Source organism: Agrobacterium larrymoorei (assembly GCF_013322225.1).
GTDB classification, from domain to species: Bacteria; Pseudomonadota; Alphaproteobacteria; order Rhizobiales; family Rhizobiaceae; genus Agrobacterium; species Agrobacterium larrymoorei_A.
Genome location: NZ_JAAMFB010000010.1, coordinates 43,095 through 62,079 on the forward strand (window position 1 = coordinate 43,095; position 18,985 = coordinate 62,079).

Here is an 18,985-nt window from a genome sequence, read left to right on the forward strand (position 1 = left end):
CAGTGATAAAGGCGCGCTGTGAACGTTTGCAAAATTCAAAAAGGTTATTCTACGGCGTCTGCATGTTCCGTGTGGCGAGGTGCCCGCTCACTCGGGTCGCGACCGATTTCAGCCTTTAGCGAAATAAGATCGATGAAGTGGTCGGCTTGACGGCGCAAATCGTCTGCGATCATTGGCGGCTGGGTTGCCATGGTGGAAATAACGGAGACCTTGCGGCCCTTGCGCTGCAAGGCCTCGACAAGCGTCGTAAAGTCGCCGTCGCCGGAAAACAGAACGAGGTGATCGACCGTTTCGGATTGCTCCATGGCATCGACTGCAAGCTCGATATCCATGTTGCCTTTGATCTTGCGGCGGCCCATCGCGTCGGTAAACTCCTTCGCGGGCTTCGTCACGACCTTGTAGCCGTTATAGTCCAGCCAGTCGATCAGCGGGCGGATGGAAGAATATTCCTGATCTTCGATCAATGCCGTATAATAATAGGCGCGAAGCAGATAACCTCTTTTTTGAAATGCTTTGAGCAGTTTACGATAGTCAATATCGAAGCCAAGGCTTTTGGATGCAGCGTAGAGATTTGCCCCGTCGATAAAGAGTGCAATTTTCTCGCGTGGGTCGAACATTAAGACCGTATCCTTCCTGGGCGAACGGGCCGCCAATAACTAAAAATCAGTAACGAGTTCGGGAACATACCTTGTCGATATGTTACATTATTAAGCCTTCATATAAGCTTCATCATTCGTCAGTCCACCCCTTTTGACGAATTATGTCTAAAGTTTAACGTTTGTCCTCATTCGCACAAACTGCTCAGGCTACGAGAAGTTCCGATGAGGAAAAACTTGAAATCCACAGCCATTCCCTGTATCGGGACGGTTAATCAGCGACATAAAGACCCGTAAAGGACAGGCAATGGCCCGTGTCACCGTAGAAGATTGCATTGATAAAGTAGACAACCGCTTCGAGCTGGTGCTTCTCGCGAGCCACCGCGCGCGTCAGATTTCACAAGGTTCTCAGATCACGATCGATCGCGATAACGACAAGAACCCGGTTGTCGCCCTGCGCGAAATCGCCGACGAGACGCTTTCGCCCGACGACCTGAAGGAAGATCTGATCCACTCGCTGCAGAAGCATGTCGAGGTGGACGAGCCCGAGCCCGATCCGGTCACACTCGCGGCCACGGCAGGCGACGGTGAAGATGACGATGCGCCTGAAACCGTTACTTTCGACCAGATGTCGGAAGAAGAGCTTCTTGCTGGCATCGAAGGCCTTGTGCCGCCGGAAAAGAACGACGATTATTGATTTTACGGCGCGTTATGCCGGTTTCATCGCCGGTTACGCTCTTTAAATCTTTGTCGTCATAATCTGATCCTGGATTATGCAGCATTGTGCGCCAGTCCGGCGGGGTTTTTCCTCGCCAGTTGGCGCTCTTTCTTTTTCGGGGCATCCCATACATGATGCGACAATACGAACTCGTGGAGCGGGTTCAGAAATACAAGCCGGAAGCCAATGAGGCCTTGCTGAACAAGGCCTATGTTTATGCCATGCAAAAACATGGCCAGCAGAAACGGGCCAACGGCGACCCCTACATTTCCCATCCGCTGGAAGTGGCCGCCATTCTCACCGAAATGCACCTCGATGAATCGACCATCGCGGTGGCGCTTCTTCACGATACAATCGAAGATACGAGCGCAACGCGCGCCGAGATCGATGAGATGTTCGGCGAAGATATCGGACGTCTGGTGGAAGGTCTCACCAAGCTCAAGAAGCTTGATCTCGTCACCAAGAAGGCAAAGCAGGCCGAGAACCTGCGCAAGCTGTTGCTTGCTATCTCGGATGACGTTCGCGTTCTGCTGGTGAAGCTCGCAGACCGCCTTCACAACATGCGGACCATGGAGCATATGCCTGCCGACAAGCGCAGCCGCATCTCCGAAGAAACCATGGAAATCTATGCGCCGCTGGCTGGTCGCATGGGTATGCAGGATATGCGCGACGAGCTGGAAGACCTCTCGTTCCGTTACCTCAATCCTGAAGCCTACGAGACCGTGACGAAGCGGCTTGCGGAACTCGATGAGCGCAACCAGGGCCTCGTCAAGAAGATCGAGGACGAGTTGCGCGAACTGCTGCTGGCGAGCGGCATCGAAGGTGCCATTGTCAAAGGGCGGCAGAAAAAGCCCTATTCCGTATTTCGCAAGATGCAGTCGAAGTCACTATCTTTCGAGCAGCTTTCGGACGTCTATGCGTTTCGAATTCTGGTTCAGGATATTCCGTCCTGTTACGGTGCGCTCGGCATCGTGCATACGCGTTGGCGCGTGGTGCCGGGTCGTTTCAAGGATTATATCTCGACGCCGAAGCAGAACGACTACCGCTCGATCCACACCACCATCGTCGGCCCGTCGCGCCAGCGTATCGAACTGCAAATTCGCACCCGTCGCATGCACGAGATCGCGGAATTCGGCATCGCCGCGCATTCACTCTACAAGGATGGGGAGAACGGGGAGGGCGATCTGCTTTCGCCCGAATCCAACGCCTATTCCTGGCTGCGCCACACCATCGAGGCGCTGGCAGAAGGTGATAACCCGGAAGAGTTTCTGGAGCACACCAAGCTCGAACTGTTTCAGGATCAGGTCTTCTGCTTCACGCCGAAGGGCAAGCTTATCGCGCTGCCGCGTGGCGCGACGCCCATCGATTTCGCCTATGCGGTTCACACCAATATTGGCGATACGACTGTAGGTGCAAAGATCAACGGTCGGATCATGCCGCTCGTGACCCGCCTGAATAACGGCGACGAAGTGGAAATCATCCGTTCCGGCGTGCAGGTTCCGCCTGCTGCCTGGGAAGAGGTCGTCGTCACGGGCAAGGCACGCTCCGCTATCCGCCGCGCGACGCGCATGGCCATCCGCAAGCAATATGCGGGCCTTGGTTACCGTATCCTGGAGCGCACCTTCGAGCGGGCAGGCAAGACCTTTTCGCGAGAAGCTTTGAAGCCGGTTCTGCATCGTCTGGCTCAAAAGGACGTGGAGGATGCAATTGCCGCCGTGGGCCGTGGCGAGGTTTCCTCGCTTGATGTGCTGCGCGCCGTGTTCCCGGATTATCAGGATGAGCGCGTCACGGTAAAAATGACCGGCGATGATGGCTGGTTCAACATGCGCAGCGCGTCGGGCATGATCTTCAAGATTCCCGGAAAATCCCGCTCCGTTATGGAAGACGATGGTGCAGCGGAAATCATCGATGGTCCTGACCCCATGCCCATACGTGGCCTGTCAGATAACGTCGAAGTTCATTTCGGCATGACCGGCGCTGTGCCGGGAGATCGCATTGTCGGCATCATGGAAAAGGGTAAGGGCATCACCATCTACCCGATCCAGTCTCCGGCGCTGCAACGCTTCGATGACGAGCCCGAACGCTGGATCGACGTGCGCTGGGATCTGGATGAGGCCAACAAGTCCCGCTTTATGGCGCGGCTGATGATCAACGCCTTAAACGAGCCGGGAACGCTCGCCTCGGTGGCCCAGTCGATTGCAACGCTGGACGTCAACATCCGCGGCCTGAACATGGTGCGCATCGGAACGGATTTCTCTGAGCTGTCTCTGGATGTCGAGGTTTGGGATTTGCGGCAGTTGAACCAGTTGCTGTCGCAGCTCAAGGAGCTGGATTGCGTTTCGACTGTCAAACGTGCCTTCGATTAAGGCAATTCATGGCTAAAGAGTGACCTTTGAGGCCGCTGTTATGCGCTGATTGCATGGCAGCGGCCTTGTCTTGTCCGTAGTCATCCATCGGGATCACGACTATCTTCACTCCAGAAATCAAGAGCAACACAGAGGCTCTCCGGCAACGAAGCCGTTGAAGATCTGGCCTCTCATCTGGAAAGGAAATGAAGATGTTTGCACCGCTTCGTAAGATCGCCCGCGCTGTTCGTGGCAAGTCGGTTCAGGAACGTGAATTCGATTACCTCAGCGACTCCGTTTCGCGTGTTGACCTGGAATTCCGTCAGCGCGAAATCGACCGTGGCATGTTCCGCAAGTAATGCATAAATGCATAGCGGCCATGTTGCTATGCAGATGAGGCGGTTCGCAATCATTGCATCCCGGTGTGCAGGTTGGCGCTTTCGCCTCTTGGCGGAATGCGGGCGATGAAATAAGGTCTCAAGATGCCGTTTCGTCGTCGTACACCTGCTACTTTTTCCGAAAGATTGCGCGCCGCTCTCTGGCCGCGCATGGGGTTACGCCGTTCGCTTCGTTATATGAAGCTGAAGCTCGTGCGGCTGTCTGCCTCGCCTTATTCCGTGGCGGCGGGAGTGGCGATTGGCGTGGCAGTCGCATGGACGCCCTTTCTAGGCATCCACATCATCATCGCCATGATTATCGGTTTCCTGCTGCGTGCCAATCTCGTGGCTGCCGCGCTCGGAACCACATTTGCCAATCCTCTGACATTTCCTCTCATTTGGGCCTCCACCTGGGAGCTTGGTCACCTCATAATGGGGCGTAGCAGCGCGGGCGTCTCCCAGCACGTCGATTTCGTTGCCATTTTCTCCCACATGAACTTTCTGCAGCTTTGGCAGCCTGTTCTGGAGCCCATGACGATCGGCTCGATCATTCCGGCGGCTGTGTCTGCTGTCGTGACCTATGCCGTGGTCTACACCGTCATTCGCGGCTTCAACCTGCGCAAACACGAGCAACTGGCCGCGCGAACGGCCCACCGCAATTCTCTCATGGGTACTGTTGAATGATCATAGGCATGGGGAGCGATCTGATCGATATCCGTCGTATCGAGACCTCCATTTCCCGTTTCGGAGAGCGTTTCACAAATCGCTGCTTTACCGATATAGAGAGAGCGAAGTCAGACCGACGCAAAAATCGTGCGGCCTCCTATGCCAAACGTTTTGCTGCGAAAGAGGCTTGTTCAAAGGCGCTGGGAACGGGTCTGGCGCAGGGCGTTTTCTGGAAAGACATGGGTGTCGTCAACCTGCCGAGCGGCAAGCCGACCATGGAGCTGACCAATGGCGCCGCCGAACGCTTGGCGGAGCTTCTGCCTGCGGATCACCGCGCCGTCATCCATCTGACGATTACCGACGAGTTTCCCTACGCGCAGGCTTTTGTGATCATCGAAGCGCTGCCCATAAGCAAATAACGCGGAATTGCTACGGTTTAGCGCGGGTCAAGGCAATGGAAACGCTTTCCTTTGGACCGGAAACGCTCTAAAGCATGACGCGAAAAACTGTGCAGCGGTTTTAAAAACGATAAAGAACGAGCAGGCAGGTCAAGTGTCCGAAAAAGCTGAAAAGAAACAGAGCGCCCTTTGGGAAAACATCAAGGTCATCGTTCAGGCACTGCTGCTGGCGATGGTCATCCGCACCGTTCTTTTCCAGCCCTTCACCATCCCCTCCGGCTCGATGATGCCGACGCTGCTGGTTGGCGATTATCTGTTCGTGAACAAGTTTTCCTACGGCTATTCAAAGTATTCGCTGCCGTTCTCCCCGGACCTGTTCTCTGGTCGCATCCTGCAGTTCAGCGAGCCGAAGCGTGGCGACGTCGTGGTCTTCCGCCTGCCGCCTAATCCCGATGTTGATTACATCAAGCGCCTCGTCGGCTTACCCGGCGACCGTATTCAGGTGATGAACGGCGTTCTGTTCATCAACGGTCAGCCCGTGCCGAAGCAGCCCGATGGCGTCTTTACGTCCGATTACCGCGCTGATCCCGGTGCCAATGTCCCGGTATTCCGTGAAACCCTGGATAACGGCGTCTCCTACGATACGCTCGACCAGTCTCCGGATAGCCGTGGCGACAACACACGCGAATTCATCGTTCCCGAAGGCCATTACTTCATGATGGGCGATAACCGCGACAACTCTCTGGACAGCCGTTTCGACGTCGGCTTCGTTCCGGCTGAGAACCTGATCGGCCGCGCAAGCGTCATCTTCTTCTCGCTCGGCAACGACACGCCATTCAGCCGTGTCTGGGAGTGGCCCGCCAACATGCGTTGGGACCGTCTGTTCAAGGTAGTCGAATGACCAAGACCAAGCCGCTCTCGACGGAGGAAATCTCCCGTCTGGAAGCGTTGATCGGATATGAATTCAAGGAAAAGGCCCGGCTTGACCGGGCCTTGACACATGCAAGTGCGCGCTCCGCAAAAGCAGGAAACTACGAACGCCTGGAGTTTCTGGGCGACCGCGTGCTCGGCCTCTGCGTCGCGGAACTCTTGTTTTCCACCTTCCGCACCGCGACCGAAGGCGAGCTTTCCGTTCGTCTGAACCAGCTCGTCAGCGCCGATTCCTGCGCGGCGATTGCCGACGAGATGGGCCTGCATCTCTTCATCCGCACTGGTGCCGATGTGAAGAAGCTGACCGGCAAGGCGATGCTGAACGTGCGCGCCGATGTGGTTGAAAGCCTGATTGCGACCATTTACCTCGACGGCGGGCTGGAGGCAGCGCGCGGCTTTATCCTCAAGTTCTGGCAGAAGCGTGCGGTCAGCGAGGATGCAGGCAGACGCGATGCCAAAACGGAATTGCAGGAGTGGGCGCATGCGAAGTTCGCCGCCACCCCCAATTACCGGGTTGACGACCGCTCTGGACCGGATCACGATCCCCGCTTTACTGTGACTGTCGAAATACCCGGCGTAGCGCCGGAAACGGGCGTGGATCGCTCGAAGCGCGCCGCCGAGCAGGTCGCGGCGACAAAACTATTGGAACGCGAAGGCGTCTGGCAGAAACCTGCCGCAAACTGATTGGATACTCATGACCGAGAATGAATTTAACGCCGAGCAGGGCGAAGGCACCGATAATGAGGCTGTCGCAACCGGTCCGACCCGTTCCGGTTTCGTGGCCCTGATCGGCCCGACCAATGCCGGCAAGTCCACGCTGGTCAACCGGTTGGTGGGCGCGAAGGTTTCCATCGTCAGCCACAAGGTGCAGACGACGCGCGCCGTTATGCGCGGTATCGCTATCCATAACAACGCGCAGATCGTGTTCATGGACACACCCGGCATCTTCAAGCCGCGTCGGAAGCTGGATCGTGCCATGGTGACGTCTGCCTGGGGTGGTGCCAAGGATGCGGACGTCATCCTGCTTCTCATCGATAGCGAACGCGGTCTGAAGGGCGATGCGCAAACAATTCTGGAAGGACTGAAAGACGTTCGTCAGAAGAAAATCCTCTGCCTCAACAAGATCGATCAGGTAAAGCGCGAAGACCTTTTGAAGCTTGCTGCCGCAGCGAACGAAATCGTGCCCTTCGACCGCACGTTCATGATCTCCGCGACCAATGGTTCCGGTTGCGACGACCTGATGGATTTTCTGGCAGCCGAGCTTCAAGAGGGGCCTTGGTATTATCCGGAAGACCAGATTTCCGATCTGCCGATGCGCCAGCTCGCCGCAGAAATCACCCGCGAAAAGCTTTTTCTGCGTCTACACCAGGAACTCCCCTACGCCTCGCACGTCGAGACCGAGAAGTGGGAAGAGCGCAAGGATGGCTCTGTTCGCATCGAGCAGGTGATCTACGTGGAGCGTGACAGCCAAAAGAAGATCGCGCTCGGCAAGGGCGGCGAAGCCATAAAGGCCATCTCATCGGCCTCCCGCAAAGAGCTTTCCGAAATTCTGGAACAGCCCGTGCATCTTTTCCTTTTCGTCAAGGTTAGGGAAAACTGGGGCAATGACCCCGAGCGATTCCGCGAGATGGGCCTCGAATTCCCAAGGTCCTGATAAAATTTGAGCTTTGCGAAAATCGATTTCGATTTTCGTGCCGCTTTACAGGGAACTGAAAGCCTCGTGATCCAGTTGTTACGGGCAATATTACTATTGCACGTATATATGGATTTTCATGTCTCCAAAAAGGCCAAGCGGTATTTCCACAACCCCGTGCGAGCAGTGTCCGTTGCGGGGCCTTCCTCATTTTCGGGATTTCTCTCCACCTGAACTCAATTTCGTCTCGCACTTCAAAACCGGAGAACTCTCCGTAGAAAGCGGCGCGATCGTCTTGATGGAGGGTTCCCACAGCGCGCATCTTTACACGGTTCTTGAGGGCTGGGGGTTTCGCTACAAGACGCTTGAAGACGGGCGTCGGCAAATCCTCAACTATATAATGCCAGGAGACCTGATCGGATTGCAGGGCACGATAATGGGTGAGATGCAGCATTCGGTGGAAGCGCTGTCGCCCGTAACGCTCTGTGTTTTCGAGCGGGGTCGGCTTAACACGCTGTTCATCGATCACCCGTCACTTGCCTATGATCTCACCTGGATCGCTGCCAGCGAAGAGCGTATGCTGGACAGCCACCTCCTCAGCGTAGGGAGAAGAACCGCGCTGGAGCGCGCCGCCTATCTGCTGGCCTTTCTCCACGACAAGGCAAGCAGGGTGGGCCTTCTGGACGGCAATGCGGTCATCCCCGTTACGCAGCAACATGTGGCCGATACGCTTGGTTTATCCATCGTTCACACCAACAAAACGCTGCGGAAACTGGCGGAGCGAAACTTCATCCGCTGGATCGATAAGGGTTGCATGGTTTTGGATGAGGATGGACTTGCCGACGTGGCAGGCTGGGATCGGGAACCACGCAAAGGTCGGCCGTTTATCTGATGATTGGCCAGTTCGGATCTTAGGCTCCGCCGTCGCCCTGCGGTGGACAAAATTCCGCACTGTTCGATTTCGTACACAAATGTTCCTATGTCTTTTTTAAATGACATTGCTAAATCAATCTGCGATGTCAGGAATTCGAACCATGTATTTCCATGGTAAGCGGTGCCTTATGGCGCACGCTGCATCCGGAGAAGAAAAAGACATGATGCCTCAACGGGTTCTCATCGTGGAGGACGAATATCTGGTTGCGATGGATGTAGAAACGTCCCTTCAGTCGATGGGCGTTCATACTATAGATATTGCAACAACGCTGTCTCAGGCCAAGGAAGCGCTTCTACGTGCGCGCCCGGATTGCGTCCTTCTTGATGTAAGTTTGTCCGACGGAACGAGCTATGAGCTTGCACGCCATCTCAAGGACTACTCTATTCCGTTCGGCTTTGTCAGCGGTTACGGGGATACCAGCGGTTTTCCCGCTGACTTTGCCGATGCGCCACTGCTCGACAAGCCTTTTGGCGAGCCGGAGCTAAAGGCTTTCGTCACGGGTCTGATGGCGTAAGCATTGGACGCCGGGCGTCCGTTTCGGATATATTCGTTTTAAGCGATGCGCGGTGATTTTTGACGCCGCGCGTAACCTTTGGCGAAGACATTCATGCAATGGCAGGATGAAGCAATTGTTCTTGGCGTGAAGCGCCACGGTGAGACGAGTGTGATCGTCGAGGTGATGACGCGCGTGCGTGGCCGCCATTTGGGTATGGTGCGCGGTGGACGCTCTCGTACGATGCAGCCGGTGCTTCAGGCTGGAAACAAGGTCGATGTCGTCTGGCGCGCACGCCTTGACGACCATCTTGGTGAATACCGGATCGAGCCGCTGCAACTGCGCGCCGCTCAACTGATGGAAACCGCCACTGCGGTCTACGGCGTACAGGCCATGGGCGCTTTGCTGCGCCTTCTGCCGGAGCGTGATCCCCACCCGCATCTTTTTCAGGCGCTGGATGTCATTCTCGATAATCTTTCCGATCCGGCAGATGCGGGCGAACTGTTCGTGCGCTTCGAACTCGCCGTGCTGAACGATCTCGGCTTCGGCCTCGACCTCACGGAATGCGCGGCGACCGGTATCCGTAGCGATTTGATTTATGTATCGCCGAAAACGGGGAGGGCAGTGTGCCGCGCAGCGGGCGCTCCCTATGCAAACCGGATGCTGGCGTTACCACGGTTTTTGAGCGAAGAACGCCCACCAGCCGCCGATTGTCAGAGCCTATCCGCCGCCTTCCGGCTGACGAATCATTTTCTCAACAGACACGTCTATGAGCCCAGAGGGATTGAGGAAAATGCCGCTCGCGACGGTTTCGTGCAGGCGGCATTAAAGGCTCTTGAAAAGAAGCTGGATGCGGCTTCGCTGGATAAAGCGGGTTAAATCAGCTCAAGCCATGGCAGGACGCACGACTGGTCGTTCCTGTATCGGCCAATGTACCACGGCGGCAAACAGGCCCATCGCAACACCCAGCCACCATACGAGATCGTAAGAGCCGAGCTTGTCATAGAGGAAGCCGCCAAGCCATACGCCGAGGAACGATCCCATCTGGTGCGAGAGAAACACAACGCCGCCCAGCATCCCGAGGTGGCGTGTACCGAACATGATGGCAACGAGGCCGTTTGTCGGCGGCACGGTGGATAGCCATAGCACGCCCATGACGGCTGCGAATATGATGACCGAAAGTGGTGTCTGCGGCAGCAGCAGGAATGCCGTAACGGCAATCGAGCGCCCGATATAGATATAGGCGAGGAAATAGGGCTTCGAATATCGTTGCCCGATGAAGCCAGCTGTCAGCGACCCAAAGATGTTGAAGAAACCGATCAACGCCATGGCAATTACGGCATAGCGCGGCTCGATGCCGATATCCCCAAGATAAGCCGGGAAATGCGCGGTGATGAAAGCCACCTGAAAGCCGCAGACGAAGAAACCGGTCGTCAGCAGCAGATAGCTCTTATGGCCCAGAGCTTCGCGCAGCGCTTCGCCAGCCGTCTGCTTAAACTGCGCTTGGGACTGCGAGCCTGACGATGAATTACCTCGAAGCGGCCAAGCCAGGAGCGGCACCAGCAGCATCATGACGCTTAGCCAGACGAGACTGTCCGACCAGCCATAGGTGGAGATCAGGCCTTGGCTAATGGGCGCAAAGATGAACATGCCGGCAGACCCGGCAGCCGTGCCGATACCGAACGCCATAGAGCGTTGCTCGGGCGTGACATGCCGCGCAAAGGCAGAAAGAATGACGCTGAACGATCCTGCAGCCACGCCAAGCCCGACAAGAACACCGCCACCGAAATGCAGCCAGACAGGCGAGGTTCCGACGGACATGCAAAGCAGGCCGAGAGCATAGATAATACCGGAAAGGATGAGTACGCGCCCTGTACCGAACTTATCCGCCATAGCGCCGAAGAACGGCTGTCCCAAGCCCCAGAAAAGGTTCTGCAACGCCATTGCCAGACCGAAGGTAGACCTATCCCACCCCGTATCGGCCAGCATCGGCAGTTGGAAGAAACCCATCGCTGAACGTGGCCCGAAGGTCAGAACTGCAATCAGCGACCCGGCAATGATGATCAGCCACGGCATCGGACGGCTGGTTGTTTGGCTTGGCACAGCGGACATGATTTTCCTCCGAATAGGAGAAGGATATTATTCATCCGCGATATACGACGCCAGCGACTTTTCTTGACGGGTACATCAAGGGGATTGATGCGGGAGGCGTCACTTCTAGAGGGGGATGTTCTTTCAACCCCTCCTTTTTAACGGCCAAGCCTCGCCCCTTAGCTCCACCACATGCGCAATATCGCACACCGCAATCTCACCCGTACCCCTTGGCGTCAGGTTCCAGCCGAACAACACGCCTTTAACACGAGCGTCGGCGGACATGCGCAGGCGGCCCATGGCTTTCATGGGCGAGGGCACGTCGCGCGAGCCGGTCTTCTGGTCCTGCGTCGTCATGATGCAGCGGGTGCAGGGCTTTACGAGATCGAAGCGGATACCGTTGATTTCGATTGCAGCCCATTGGTCTTCGGCCCACGGCTCGTCGGTATCCAGTACGATATTTGGACGAAACCGCTCCATGCCGACGCTATCCTCGCCCTTTGCCAGCATATCCTCATTCAGCGCCGCTAGCGAGGCGGTGGTGGTGACGAGAATCTGATAGCCATCGGTGAAGGTGACGGGCGTTTCGCTGCCGGTCCATTCCACACTGGCAAGACGGGTGGACCGGTCGTCGAAGAAGGCAAGCTTCAGTTCCTGCCCAAGCCAAAGGGAAATCGCCTGGTTGGCGTCATCCTGAGCGATGGCTGCATTGACCTTGGAACCCCATACGGTGACATCCAGCCTTGAGGCGGAGGGTTGGGCGAAAACCTCTCCCTTGCCCTCGACGGACAGGCGATAGCCACCTTCTTCAGGCACCACGTCAATAGTGGCGAGCGAGGTTAATTCGCGTTGCGTAACGAAGTTGCCGGACGGATCAACGATCATCGCACGGCGATCTCCCGGCAGGCCTTCCAAGGAAATGGCGCTGCGGGAAAGCGAGATGCCGCGCGCGCTCTTGACCGGGTAGATATTCAGTTCGCTGATACGCATCGTCGTGGTCCTCAAATTTCATCCAGAAACAGGTCGAGCACCTGTTGCAAGCGCTCGTGTCGCTGCCTGGCGATCTGCCGTCCGGTTTCGGTGTGGAAACCGTCAGCCAGTTTGAACAATTTGTTCTCGAAATGGTCAATCGCAAAGCGCCGGTCGTCAAGCGGGCGGTTCTTCGCCAGCGGATCTTCCGGATCGTAGAGCGCAGAACCGAGGCGACCTGCAATATAGAAACAGCGGGCGGCACCAATCATGCCGATGGCATCCAGCCGATCCGCATCCTGCAAAATTTTCGCCTCCAGCGTTTCCGGCGCAATGTTGGCGGAAAAACTGTGGGTGAGAATGGCATGGGCGACGGCTTTCACATCTGCGGCTGACCAGCCGATATCGTCAAGAATGCCGGAGGCCTTCTCAGCGGCCAAGCGTGATGCCTGAGACCGCAGGGGTGAATTCTTTTCCACCACAACACAATCATGCAGCAATACGCTTGCTGCCAGAACATCACTATTGCCACCTTCCACCGCGTGAATGCGCATGGCATTACGAAAAACGCGGTGGATGTGCGCAAGATCATGCGAGCCATCGTCGCCTTCCGCCGCATGCGGTATCAGCGTTTCGGCCAGCGCCTCGTGAGGGGCAAAGGATTGGGCAAGCATGTGCGATTCCTTATGTTTTCGGAGTCGCGTTTTAGATGTCGGCATCAGCAGGCGCAATCATTCCTGCGCCGCCGTTTGCAGTGGTCTTGCAGTCAGTATCTTCTGGTAGAAAAGGCCGATGCCGATCAATACGACGCCGAGCCCGATGAAGGAAAGTGCGCGCAGCACGCCTTCGAGGTTGCTCATATCGATGAGGAAGGCCTTGGCAACCGCCAGCAGTACCAGTGCTGCCGAGGCGAGGCGCAGGCTCTTGGCATCGAAGCGCGAGCCGAGGACGAGCAGAAGCACGCCGATGGCGAGCCAGACAACCGAATAGCTATAGGTCTCGCCTTGAAGAAAGCCCTTCCAGTCAGCAATATTTTCACCCTGCCAAAAGCGACGCACCGATAGCGTTGCCCAAGCGAAGCCAAGCGCCGCGCCGGAGAGCGCAAGGAGCGTGACGTAGAGCTTCGGGCGCTTGCCGCGCGCGTAATAGGCGAGGCCCGCATAAGCGACGCCGGGGAGAAGATAGCCGATCAGCAGCAGGTTGATGATCGGCCATGGCCCGGTGCTTTCTCCGGTAAAATAAGGGTTGAGAGCGAAGAAATGGGCGATCAGCACGTTTGCCATTGCAATGACGCCAGCCACCATCGAACCATAGCGGAAAATCGGGCTCGGGCTCTTCAAGTCCAGCGTCATCAGAATGCCTGACATGACAATGGTCAGCAGTGTGTAAATGGATTGCTCGCCAAGCGTCGGCGCCGCGTCGTTCAACACGGCTCCATTCATGGCGTGGCGCACGAGGATGGCGATGGCCAGCAGCCCCATAAGGCTTGCAATCGCCTGCAGAAAGTTTCTCGCCCTCGTCCATGGCCAATTTCGCAGCAACCATGCCGAGGCAATGGCGAGCAGTGCGGGAATGCCGTAACCGGGCAGCAGGGCATTGAAAACGGGCGTAGTGCCCAGGTTCTGTGGCCCAACAATCGTCGGTTCCCATGCGATGCGACCAAGCACGAAAACGCAGGCCAGTGCCATAACCCACGGGAGGACAGACCAATTTCTGTATCTGGTGGCAAGGATGTAAGCAAAGCCGATTATTGGGATGAGAATGGTGGTGGCAAGGCCAGAAGTCAGGGTATGAACGGTGAAGACGAACGCGACGAATGAGCCGAGCGTCATGATATTGACAGGCCCTTGAAAGGCGGATTCGGCTTTCCTGTCGAAGCGGTAGGCAAAGCCTAACAAAGTGCAGCCAACGGCCAACCCATAGGCGGCGTGGAGCCAGTCGCGCGTCAGATTGCCATATTCAACAAAGCTTATGATGCCGAGGCCAAGCGGCACGGTCGCGCCGATGACGGCCCAAAGCGCACCGAAGCGCGGATCCTTCACGGTCTTGCGCCGCATTGCAACGATGCTGAACAGCAGAAATAGGACGCCCATGATGCGGATGACGGATGCCTGAATGCTGTTGTCGACAGGAACGCTGGAAGGGGTGATTACGCCACCATTGCCGTTGAGCGCTGGAAGAAAATCGAAACCCAACTGAGCCAGCAGGTTGGCGCAGCCCAAGGCGGTGAGGGCAGCGAAAATGGCGGGCCATACCGCATGGTGGCGACCGGCGCCGAGCGCTGCAAGTCCTATGACCAGCACGGCAACCGCAAAAGCAGGATGCATGGTGATGGCAGTCGTGATGCTGGAAAGCGCAATAGCTGGCAGAACGACGGCCATCGAAAGCGTAAGGCCTAATGCAAGCGGTGGCCTTCCCAGCAAATTCTTGATGAGTGGGAGCGAGCCAGTGGCCTCTGCGTTAATGATATCGGTTTCTGGTGGATGCTCATAAGCCTTGCCGGGCCAGATCCATATCGCACCCGCTATCATGGCAAGAAGGCCCGCAAGAACCGGCTCCACCTCCACAATGTCCGAGAAAGTTATGTAACCCAGCGCCCACAACCCCATGCCGATATTGGCAAGGGCAGGGACGACGTGCCAGCGCTGGCTGCGCGCCGCAAGCGCAGTTGCCACCCATGAAACGGAAAGGAAAACGAACAGCGCCCATATATTGGGTGTCTCGGTAGAAACCAGTGCAGGTGTGACCATGGAGCCGAACAGGCCGAGCCCGGCCAAGGCCTGTCCATGCAAAAGCGATAAGCCAAGCGTTGCGAAGGCGACGAGCGCCAATGCGATGAAGGCTGTCGTCGGGCCGATATAATCGTAAATTCCATAAGCGGCGTAGACAACGCCGAACATCGTCAGCGCACCGGCAGCCGTCAGCACGCCCGGGATCATGGCGTTTGTGTAAGCGGCGGCGATACCAGGCACGGCCTTACGACGCACCGCTTCGCCCACACTGCCAAGCAGAAGCCCAAAGGCGGCTGCCATGACCAGCCGTACGGCGGGGCTAAGCAGCCCGCTTTCAATAGAATATTTGACGAGGAATATACCGCCCAGCGCGAGCGCCAGACCACCTGCCCACACCGTCCAGCGAGCGCCGAGCCTGCTTTCGAAGCTTTCTTTCGCCGGAGGCGCAATGGGTGCTGCTGTTGGTGAAGGCGTAGCCGGTTGCATCGACTGTGCCGAAGCGGCGTCTTCCTGCGTTACATCTTCTGCAGCGACCTGTGCTGCGACTGCTGGCGTCGGCATGTCTTCTTCCGGTTCGTCTTCAGCTTGGAAGGCTGCTGCTTCCGCGTTCTCGTCCTGACTTGCTACAGCATCCCGCGCCGTCGCTTCTGGTGCTACAAGCACGACGCCCGCCGTAACCTGCGCCTTCAGCGCCGAGACTTCCTTTTCCAGTTCCACAAGGCGTCTGGAATTCTTGATGCTGGCATTCAGCGTGTAGAAAAACGCAACCACATAGCCGACAATAAGAAGAAGCAGGAAGGACGTCATGAGCACTCCGCGTACAGTCCTGTTTTTTAAAGCCTTTTATTGCTGTGTGTGCAAGCTCGGTTGTGGATTTGGGGAAGTAAGCATGACCCCTCACCTGAAAAATCTATGACTTAGCTTTCGCTAAGATCATGATTTTTCTTCCTCTCCCACAAGGGTAGAGGTAGCGGTGCAAGCGGCGAGGCGCCCACCCCTATCTCTCCCCTTGTGGGAGAGAAAGCAATTTCAACATCTTAGCTGAAAGCTAAGTGTTAGAAATTGCAAGTGAGGGGTTCAGGCCTATCTTTATGCACCCAAAGAAACCCACTCTTTCGCCAACTCCACATCATCCAGACCGAGGTCGTGACTGGCAGGCAACGTCCTGACTTCAGCCTTTGCGCCGCTATCGTTCAAAAGCGTCGCAAGCTCATGCGCCTTGTCGTGGTATCGGTCCGTTTCACCCGCTGCCAGAAGGAAACTGGTGCCGGTGAGATCGGCTGGTGGCCAGTGGTCCAACACGGGAATAGGGCGCAGTAGCAGGGCTGGCGCTGCGCATTGCGGGTGGAGCGCAAAGAAGGCCGCAAGAAAGTTTGCACCGTTTGAATGGCCGATGAAGCTCAGCTTGGAGCGGTCGATGCCGTAGGCTTGCCCCGCACTTTCCAGAAAGGCTGCGAAGGCTTCCGCTTCCGCGGCAATATCTTTCTGATCAAAGGTCGAATCGGCAAAGCGTCGGAACCAGCGCGCCACATCTTCCTCGGTGCTGCGCCCGCGCACGCCGAGCAGCGTGGCATTGGGGTTTGCCCTGTGAGCCAGCGCCATGAGGCTTGTTTCGCTGCCGCCGGAGCCGTGTAGCAGAACCACGACGCTGCCATCCGGTTCGGCAGGTGTGTGGAAACGATGCACGAAAGGAAGATCGCGGTAGATGACGCGCTCTTCTCCCGGCATGGAAAACTGCGGTAGCGCCACGCGCACATCCTCCTCGTCCCGCATGAAAAGTGGCGGGATGAACAGTTCTTCGCCAAGCCTTTCCAATGGCTCATCCACGGTCATGCCCGGCGCATCCGTCGCCATCTCGATCAACACGCCGCCCGGTTCGCGCACATAGAGCGAATAGAAATATTTGCGATCATGCGCATTCGTCGTGGAGGAGTTCAGCGATTTCAGAGAGCTTAATGTCTCGGTCAGGTCGTCCATATCGCGGGCGCGGAAGGCGATGTGATCTACCGTGCCTGTGCCGGGCGCGCTGGACCAGAAGCCGGTGGCGTCCCGCACATCAATAATGTCGCCAGAGGTGGAAGACATGCGGCGGATGGAGCCCTGCCTGTCCTGCTTCACATAGCCGAAATGCTTTTCCAGAAAGCTTTCCGTTTCTTCCGGTACTTCGCTCAGCATTGTTGCGCCACGAATGCGACGGATAGCGTGTTCGAGCGGAATACCCGGCGCTTCGTGCGGCTCGGCTTCTGGAAAGGCATCGGTGCCCACAAGCTTGATGATGATACCATCCGGGTCCTTGAGGCGAATCACGGGTTCTCCGAACTCGTCCATCGGACCTTCGGTGCGGACACCTGCCTGCAAGGCACGGGTTAGCCAGAAGCCGATGCTGGCGGGATCGATGGCAAGTGAGACTTCCAGCGTCTGCCCATAACCGACACGACCCTGAGCACCGTCTTCCCACACAAGGAAGGTCATCAGCGAGCCGGGCGCGGCAGCGTAGTCCCCATAAAGGAGATGAAGCTGCATGGCATCTTCGAAACCCGCAGTCCGCTTGACCAGCCGTAGGCCCAGGAAGCCCGCATAGAAATCCACATTGGCCTGCACCTTTCTTGTGATCATGGTTATGTGGTGGATGCCGAGTGCGGATGTCATCTGGGGTTTCTCCAAGTCTTTATTCAGAACGCTATGTTCTTCGAGATTAAGCTTTTCGCAATCCCGGCGGTTGCGAACGATGTGTTCATTTTGTGAACAATCATGTGACAGCGATTTCATTCTGCCCAGAAAATAACGCGGCTGCACACCCGTAATGTTGTAAATGATAAAAATTTAATCGGTAAAATTTTTGAACAAATAATGAGCGATTAGTTCTTGCCATTATGGCGGAAATTGGCTTGTATGACGCAAACGAAATAAAAAAACCTCCAGAGGGAAATTTCAGAATGTTGACGCGAAGGCTGTTTTCTAGAACAGCGGCTTTGGCCGCCATTGGTTTGCTTGCAGGTATTTCCACCGCTCCCCTGCCAGCCTTCGCCGAAACGCCGATAAAATTTACGCTCGACTGGAAATTCGAAGGCCCCGCCGCCGGATTTCTGCTCGCGCTCGACAAGGGTTACTTCAAGGCCGAAGGTCTCGACGTCACCATCGATAGCGGCAATGGCTCGGTGGAAGCCATTCCGCGCGTCGCCACTGGCGCCTACCAGATGGGCTTTGGCGACATCAACTCCGTCATGAAGTTTCTGGACGAAGACCCGTCTCAGAAGGTGAAGGCCATCTACATGGTCTATGAGCGCCCGACCTTCGCAGTCGTGGGGCGTAAGTCGCTGGGCGTGACGGACGATCCGAAATCGCTCGAAGGCAAGAAGCTCGGCGCGCCGCCGCCGGATGGCGCGTTTGCGCAGTGGAAGGCATTCAAGCAGGTCGCCAAGATCGATGACAGCAACATCAAGATAGAATCGATCGGCTTTCCCGTGCGTGAGCCCATGCTTGCCAAGGGCGATGTCGATGCCGTCTTCGGATTCGCCTTCTCGGTGATACTGAACCTCAAGGCGCAGGGCATTTCGGATGATGACATCTCCACCATTCTGATGGCTGAACATGGCCTGAATCTTTATGGCAACGCCGTGCTGGTAAACACTGATTTTGCTAAGGAAAATCCTGAAGCTGTTAAGGGTTTCCTCAAGGCGCTGGCCAAGGGTTTCGCTGATGCCGTGAAAAGCCCTGAAGAGGGCGTCGCAGCCGTACTCAAGCGTAACGAAACGCTGAACAGCGACATCGAATTGCAGCGCCTGACCATGGCGAACGCGATGAACATCAAGACGCCCTATGTGGTCGAAAACGGCATGGGCGGCATCGACCCGACGCGTCTTGCGGCTTCTATGGAAACACTGAAGGTTTCGATTGGGCTGAAGGGCAATGTGAAGGCCGAGCAGGTGTTCGATGCCAGCTATCTGCCCGCGAAGGAAGAGCGAATGCTGCCTTGAGGCTGGTAGCGTCGAGCCTATCTCCCCACCGTCATGCTCGGGCTTGACCCGAGCATCCATAGACGCCTCCGCTCTTGCGACGTGAGTGGATCCTCGGGTCAAGCCCGAGGATGACGTCGAGAGGGT

At 56.6% G+C, this 18,985-nt stretch carries 18 protein-coding genes; 12 read left to right on the forward strand and 6 right to left on the reverse strand.

Annotated features, from left to right (window positions below):
• Positions 1–44 precede the first annotated feature (44 nt).
• Complete coding sequence (locus G6L28_RS05035) at positions 45–617, reverse strand: NYN domain-containing protein (protein WP_174062702.1); 573 nt, start codon at positions 615–617, stop codon at positions 45–47.
• Between the two features lie 286 nt (positions 618–903).
• On the opposite strand from G6L28_RS05035, the gene rpoZ reads away from it, so the two are divergent.
• The 11 genes from rpoZ (at position 904) to recO (ending at position 9,969) form a co-directional block, all read left to right on the forward strand.
• A complete protein-coding gene (rpoZ, locus tag G6L28_RS05040) occupies positions 904–1,293 on the forward strand; it encodes a DNA-directed RNA polymerase subunit omega (RefSeq protein WP_174062703.1) in 390 nt (129 codons plus the stop codon).
• A 152-nt stretch (positions 1,294–1,445) separates the two neighbouring features.
• Positions 1,446–3,680, forward strand: a complete 2,235-nt coding sequence (locus G6L28_RS05045; protein ID WP_174062704.1) for a RelA/SpoT family protein — start codon at positions 1,446–1,448, stop codon at positions 3,678–3,680.
• Between the two features lie 191 nt (positions 3,681–3,871).
• Positions 3,872–4,018: a DUF3563 domain-containing protein gene (locus G6L28_RS05050; protein ID WP_174062705.1), complete on the forward strand. Its 147-nt coding sequence runs from the start codon at positions 3,872–3,874 to the stop codon at positions 4,016–4,018.
• A gap of 123 nt (positions 4,019–4,141) precedes the next feature.
• On the forward strand, positions 4,142–4,720 hold the full coding sequence (locus G6L28_RS05055) for a DUF2062 domain-containing protein (protein WP_174062706.1): 579 nt from the start codon (positions 4,142–4,144) through the stop codon (positions 4,718–4,720).
• Positions 4,717–5,121, forward strand: coding sequence for a holo-ACP synthase (acpS, locus tag G6L28_RS05060; protein ID WP_174062707.1), 405 nt, complete (start codon positions 4,717–4,719; stop codon positions 5,119–5,121). Before G6L28_RS05055 ends, acpS begins: the two co-directional genes overlap by 4 nt.
• Positions 5,122–5,254: 133 nt before the next feature.
• On the forward strand, positions 5,255–6,001 hold the full coding sequence (lepB, locus tag G6L28_RS05065; RefSeq protein WP_174062708.1) for a signal peptidase I: 747 nt from the start codon (positions 5,255–5,257) through the stop codon (positions 5,999–6,001).
• On the forward strand, positions 5,998–6,714 hold the full coding sequence (rnc, locus tag G6L28_RS05070) for a ribonuclease III (protein WP_174062709.1): 717 nt from the start codon (positions 5,998–6,000) through the stop codon (positions 6,712–6,714). The genes lepB and rnc overlap by 4 nt, the downstream gene beginning before the upstream one ends.
• A gap of 10 nt (positions 6,715–6,724) precedes the next feature.
• Entirely contained in the window at positions 6,725–7,684 is a 960-nt protein-coding gene (gene era, locus G6L28_RS05075; protein WP_174062710.1) for a GTPase Era, read from the forward strand.
• 118 nt (positions 7,685–7,802) lie between these two features.
• Entirely contained in the window at positions 7,803–8,555 is a 753-nt protein-coding gene (locus tag G6L28_RS05080; RefSeq protein WP_174062711.1) for a Crp/Fnr family transcriptional regulator, read from the forward strand.
• A gap of 202 nt (positions 8,556–8,757) precedes the next feature.
• Entirely contained in the window at positions 8,758–9,111 is a 354-nt protein-coding gene (locus G6L28_RS05085) for a response regulator (protein WP_174062712.1), read from the forward strand.
• Positions 9,112–9,204: 93 nt separating this feature from the next.
• On the forward strand, positions 9,205–9,969 hold the full coding sequence (gene recO / locus G6L28_RS05090) for a DNA repair protein RecO (protein ID WP_174062713.1): 765 nt from the start codon (positions 9,205–9,207) through the stop codon (positions 9,967–9,969).
• 6 nt (positions 9,970–9,975) lie between these two features.
• On the opposite strand, the gene G6L28_RS05095 is transcribed toward recO, so the two are convergent.
• From G6L28_RS05095 to G6L28_RS05115, 5 genes are all read right to left on the reverse strand, one after another.
• Positions 9,976–11,202 (reverse strand): MFS transporter, encoded by a 1,227-nt coding sequence (locus G6L28_RS05095; RefSeq protein ID WP_174062714.1) that lies wholly within the window; start codon positions 11,200–11,202, stop codon positions 9,976–9,978.
• Positions 11,203–11,325: 123 nt separating this feature from the next.
• Positions 11,326–12,171, reverse strand: a complete 846-nt coding sequence (locus G6L28_RS05100; protein ID WP_174062715.1) for an MOSC domain-containing protein — start codon at positions 12,169–12,171, stop codon at positions 11,326–11,328.
• A gap of 11 nt (positions 12,172–12,182) precedes the next feature.
• Positions 12,183–12,824 (reverse strand): HD domain-containing protein, encoded by a 642-nt coding sequence (locus G6L28_RS05105; RefSeq protein ID WP_174062716.1) that lies wholly within the window; start codon positions 12,822–12,824, stop codon positions 12,183–12,185.
• A 57-nt stretch (positions 12,825–12,881) separates the two neighbouring features.
• Complete coding sequence (locus tag G6L28_RS05110) at positions 12,882–15,689, reverse strand: DUF2339 domain-containing protein (RefSeq protein WP_174062717.1); 2,808 nt, start codon at positions 15,687–15,689, stop codon at positions 12,882–12,884.
• Positions 15,690–15,971: 282 nt separating this feature from the next.
• Positions 15,972–17,531: a VOC family protein gene (locus G6L28_RS05115; protein ID WP_174062718.1), complete on the reverse strand. Its 1,560-nt coding sequence runs from the start codon at positions 17,529–17,531 to the stop codon at positions 15,972–15,974.
• A 287-nt stretch (positions 17,532–17,818) separates the two neighbouring features.
• Between G6L28_RS05115 and G6L28_RS05120 the strand changes: the two genes are divergently transcribed.
• Positions 17,819–18,859, forward strand: a complete 1,041-nt coding sequence (locus G6L28_RS05120; protein ID WP_174062719.1) for an ABC transporter substrate-binding protein — start codon at positions 17,819–17,821, stop codon at positions 18,857–18,859.
• Positions 18,860–18,985: the final 126 nt, after the last annotated feature.

Coding starts and splice junctions, on each gene's coding strand:
- G6L28_RS05035 (WP_174062702.1), bottom strand. CDS start 617: ATGTTCGACCCACGCGAGAAAATTGCACTCTTTATCGACGGGGCAAAT.
- rpoZ (WP_174062703.1), top strand. CDS start 904: ATGGCCCGTGTCACCGTAGAAGATTGCATTGATAAAGTAGACAACCGC.
- G6L28_RS05045 (WP_174062704.1), top strand. CDS start 1,446: ATGATGCGACAATACGAACTCGTGGAGCGGGTTCAGAAATACAAGCCG.
- G6L28_RS05050 (WP_174062705.1), top strand. CDS start 3,872: ATGTTTGCACCGCTTCGTAAGATCGCCCGCGCTGTTCGTGGCAAGTCG.
- G6L28_RS05055 (WP_174062706.1), top strand. CDS start 4,142: ATGCCGTTTCGTCGTCGTACACCTGCTACTTTTTCCGAAAGATTGCGC.
- acpS (WP_174062707.1), top strand. CDS start 4,717: ATGATCATAGGCATGGGGAGCGATCTGATCGATATCCGTCGTATCGAG.
- rnc (WP_174062709.1), top strand. CDS start 5,998: ATGACCAAGACCAAGCCGCTCTCGACGGAGGAAATCTCCCGTCTGGAA.
- era (WP_174062710.1), top strand. CDS start 6,725: ATGACCGAGAATGAATTTAACGCCGAGCAGGGCGAAGGCACCGATAAT.
- G6L28_RS05080 (WP_174062711.1), top strand. CDS start 7,803: ATGTCTCCAAAAAGGCCAAGCGGTATTTCCACAACCCCGTGCGAGCAG.
- G6L28_RS05085 (WP_174062712.1), top strand. CDS start 8,758: ATGATGCCTCAACGGGTTCTCATCGTGGAGGACGAATATCTGGTTGCG.
- recO (WP_174062713.1), top strand. CDS start 9,205: ATGCAATGGCAGGATGAAGCAATTGTTCTTGGCGTGAAGCGCCACGGT.
- G6L28_RS05095 (WP_174062714.1), bottom strand. CDS start 11,202: ATGTCCGCTGTGCCAAGCCAAACAACCAGCCGTCCGATGCCGTGGCTG.
- G6L28_RS05100 (WP_174062715.1), bottom strand. CDS start 12,171: ATGCGTATCAGCGAACTGAATATCTACCCGGTCAAGAGCGCGCGCGGC.
- G6L28_RS05105 (WP_174062716.1), bottom strand. CDS start 12,824: ATGCTTGCCCAATCCTTTGCCCCTCACGAGGCGCTGGCCGAAACGCTG.
- G6L28_RS05110 (WP_174062717.1), bottom strand. CDS start 15,689: ATGACGTCCTTCCTGCTTCTTCTTATTGTCGGCTATGTGGTTGCGTTT.
- G6L28_RS05115 (WP_174062718.1), bottom strand. CDS start 17,531: ATGACATCCGCACTCGGCATCCACCACATAACCATGATCACAAGAAAG.
- G6L28_RS05120 (WP_174062719.1), top strand. CDS start 17,819: ATGTTGACGCGAAGGCTGTTTTCTAGAACAGCGGCTTTGGCCGCCATT.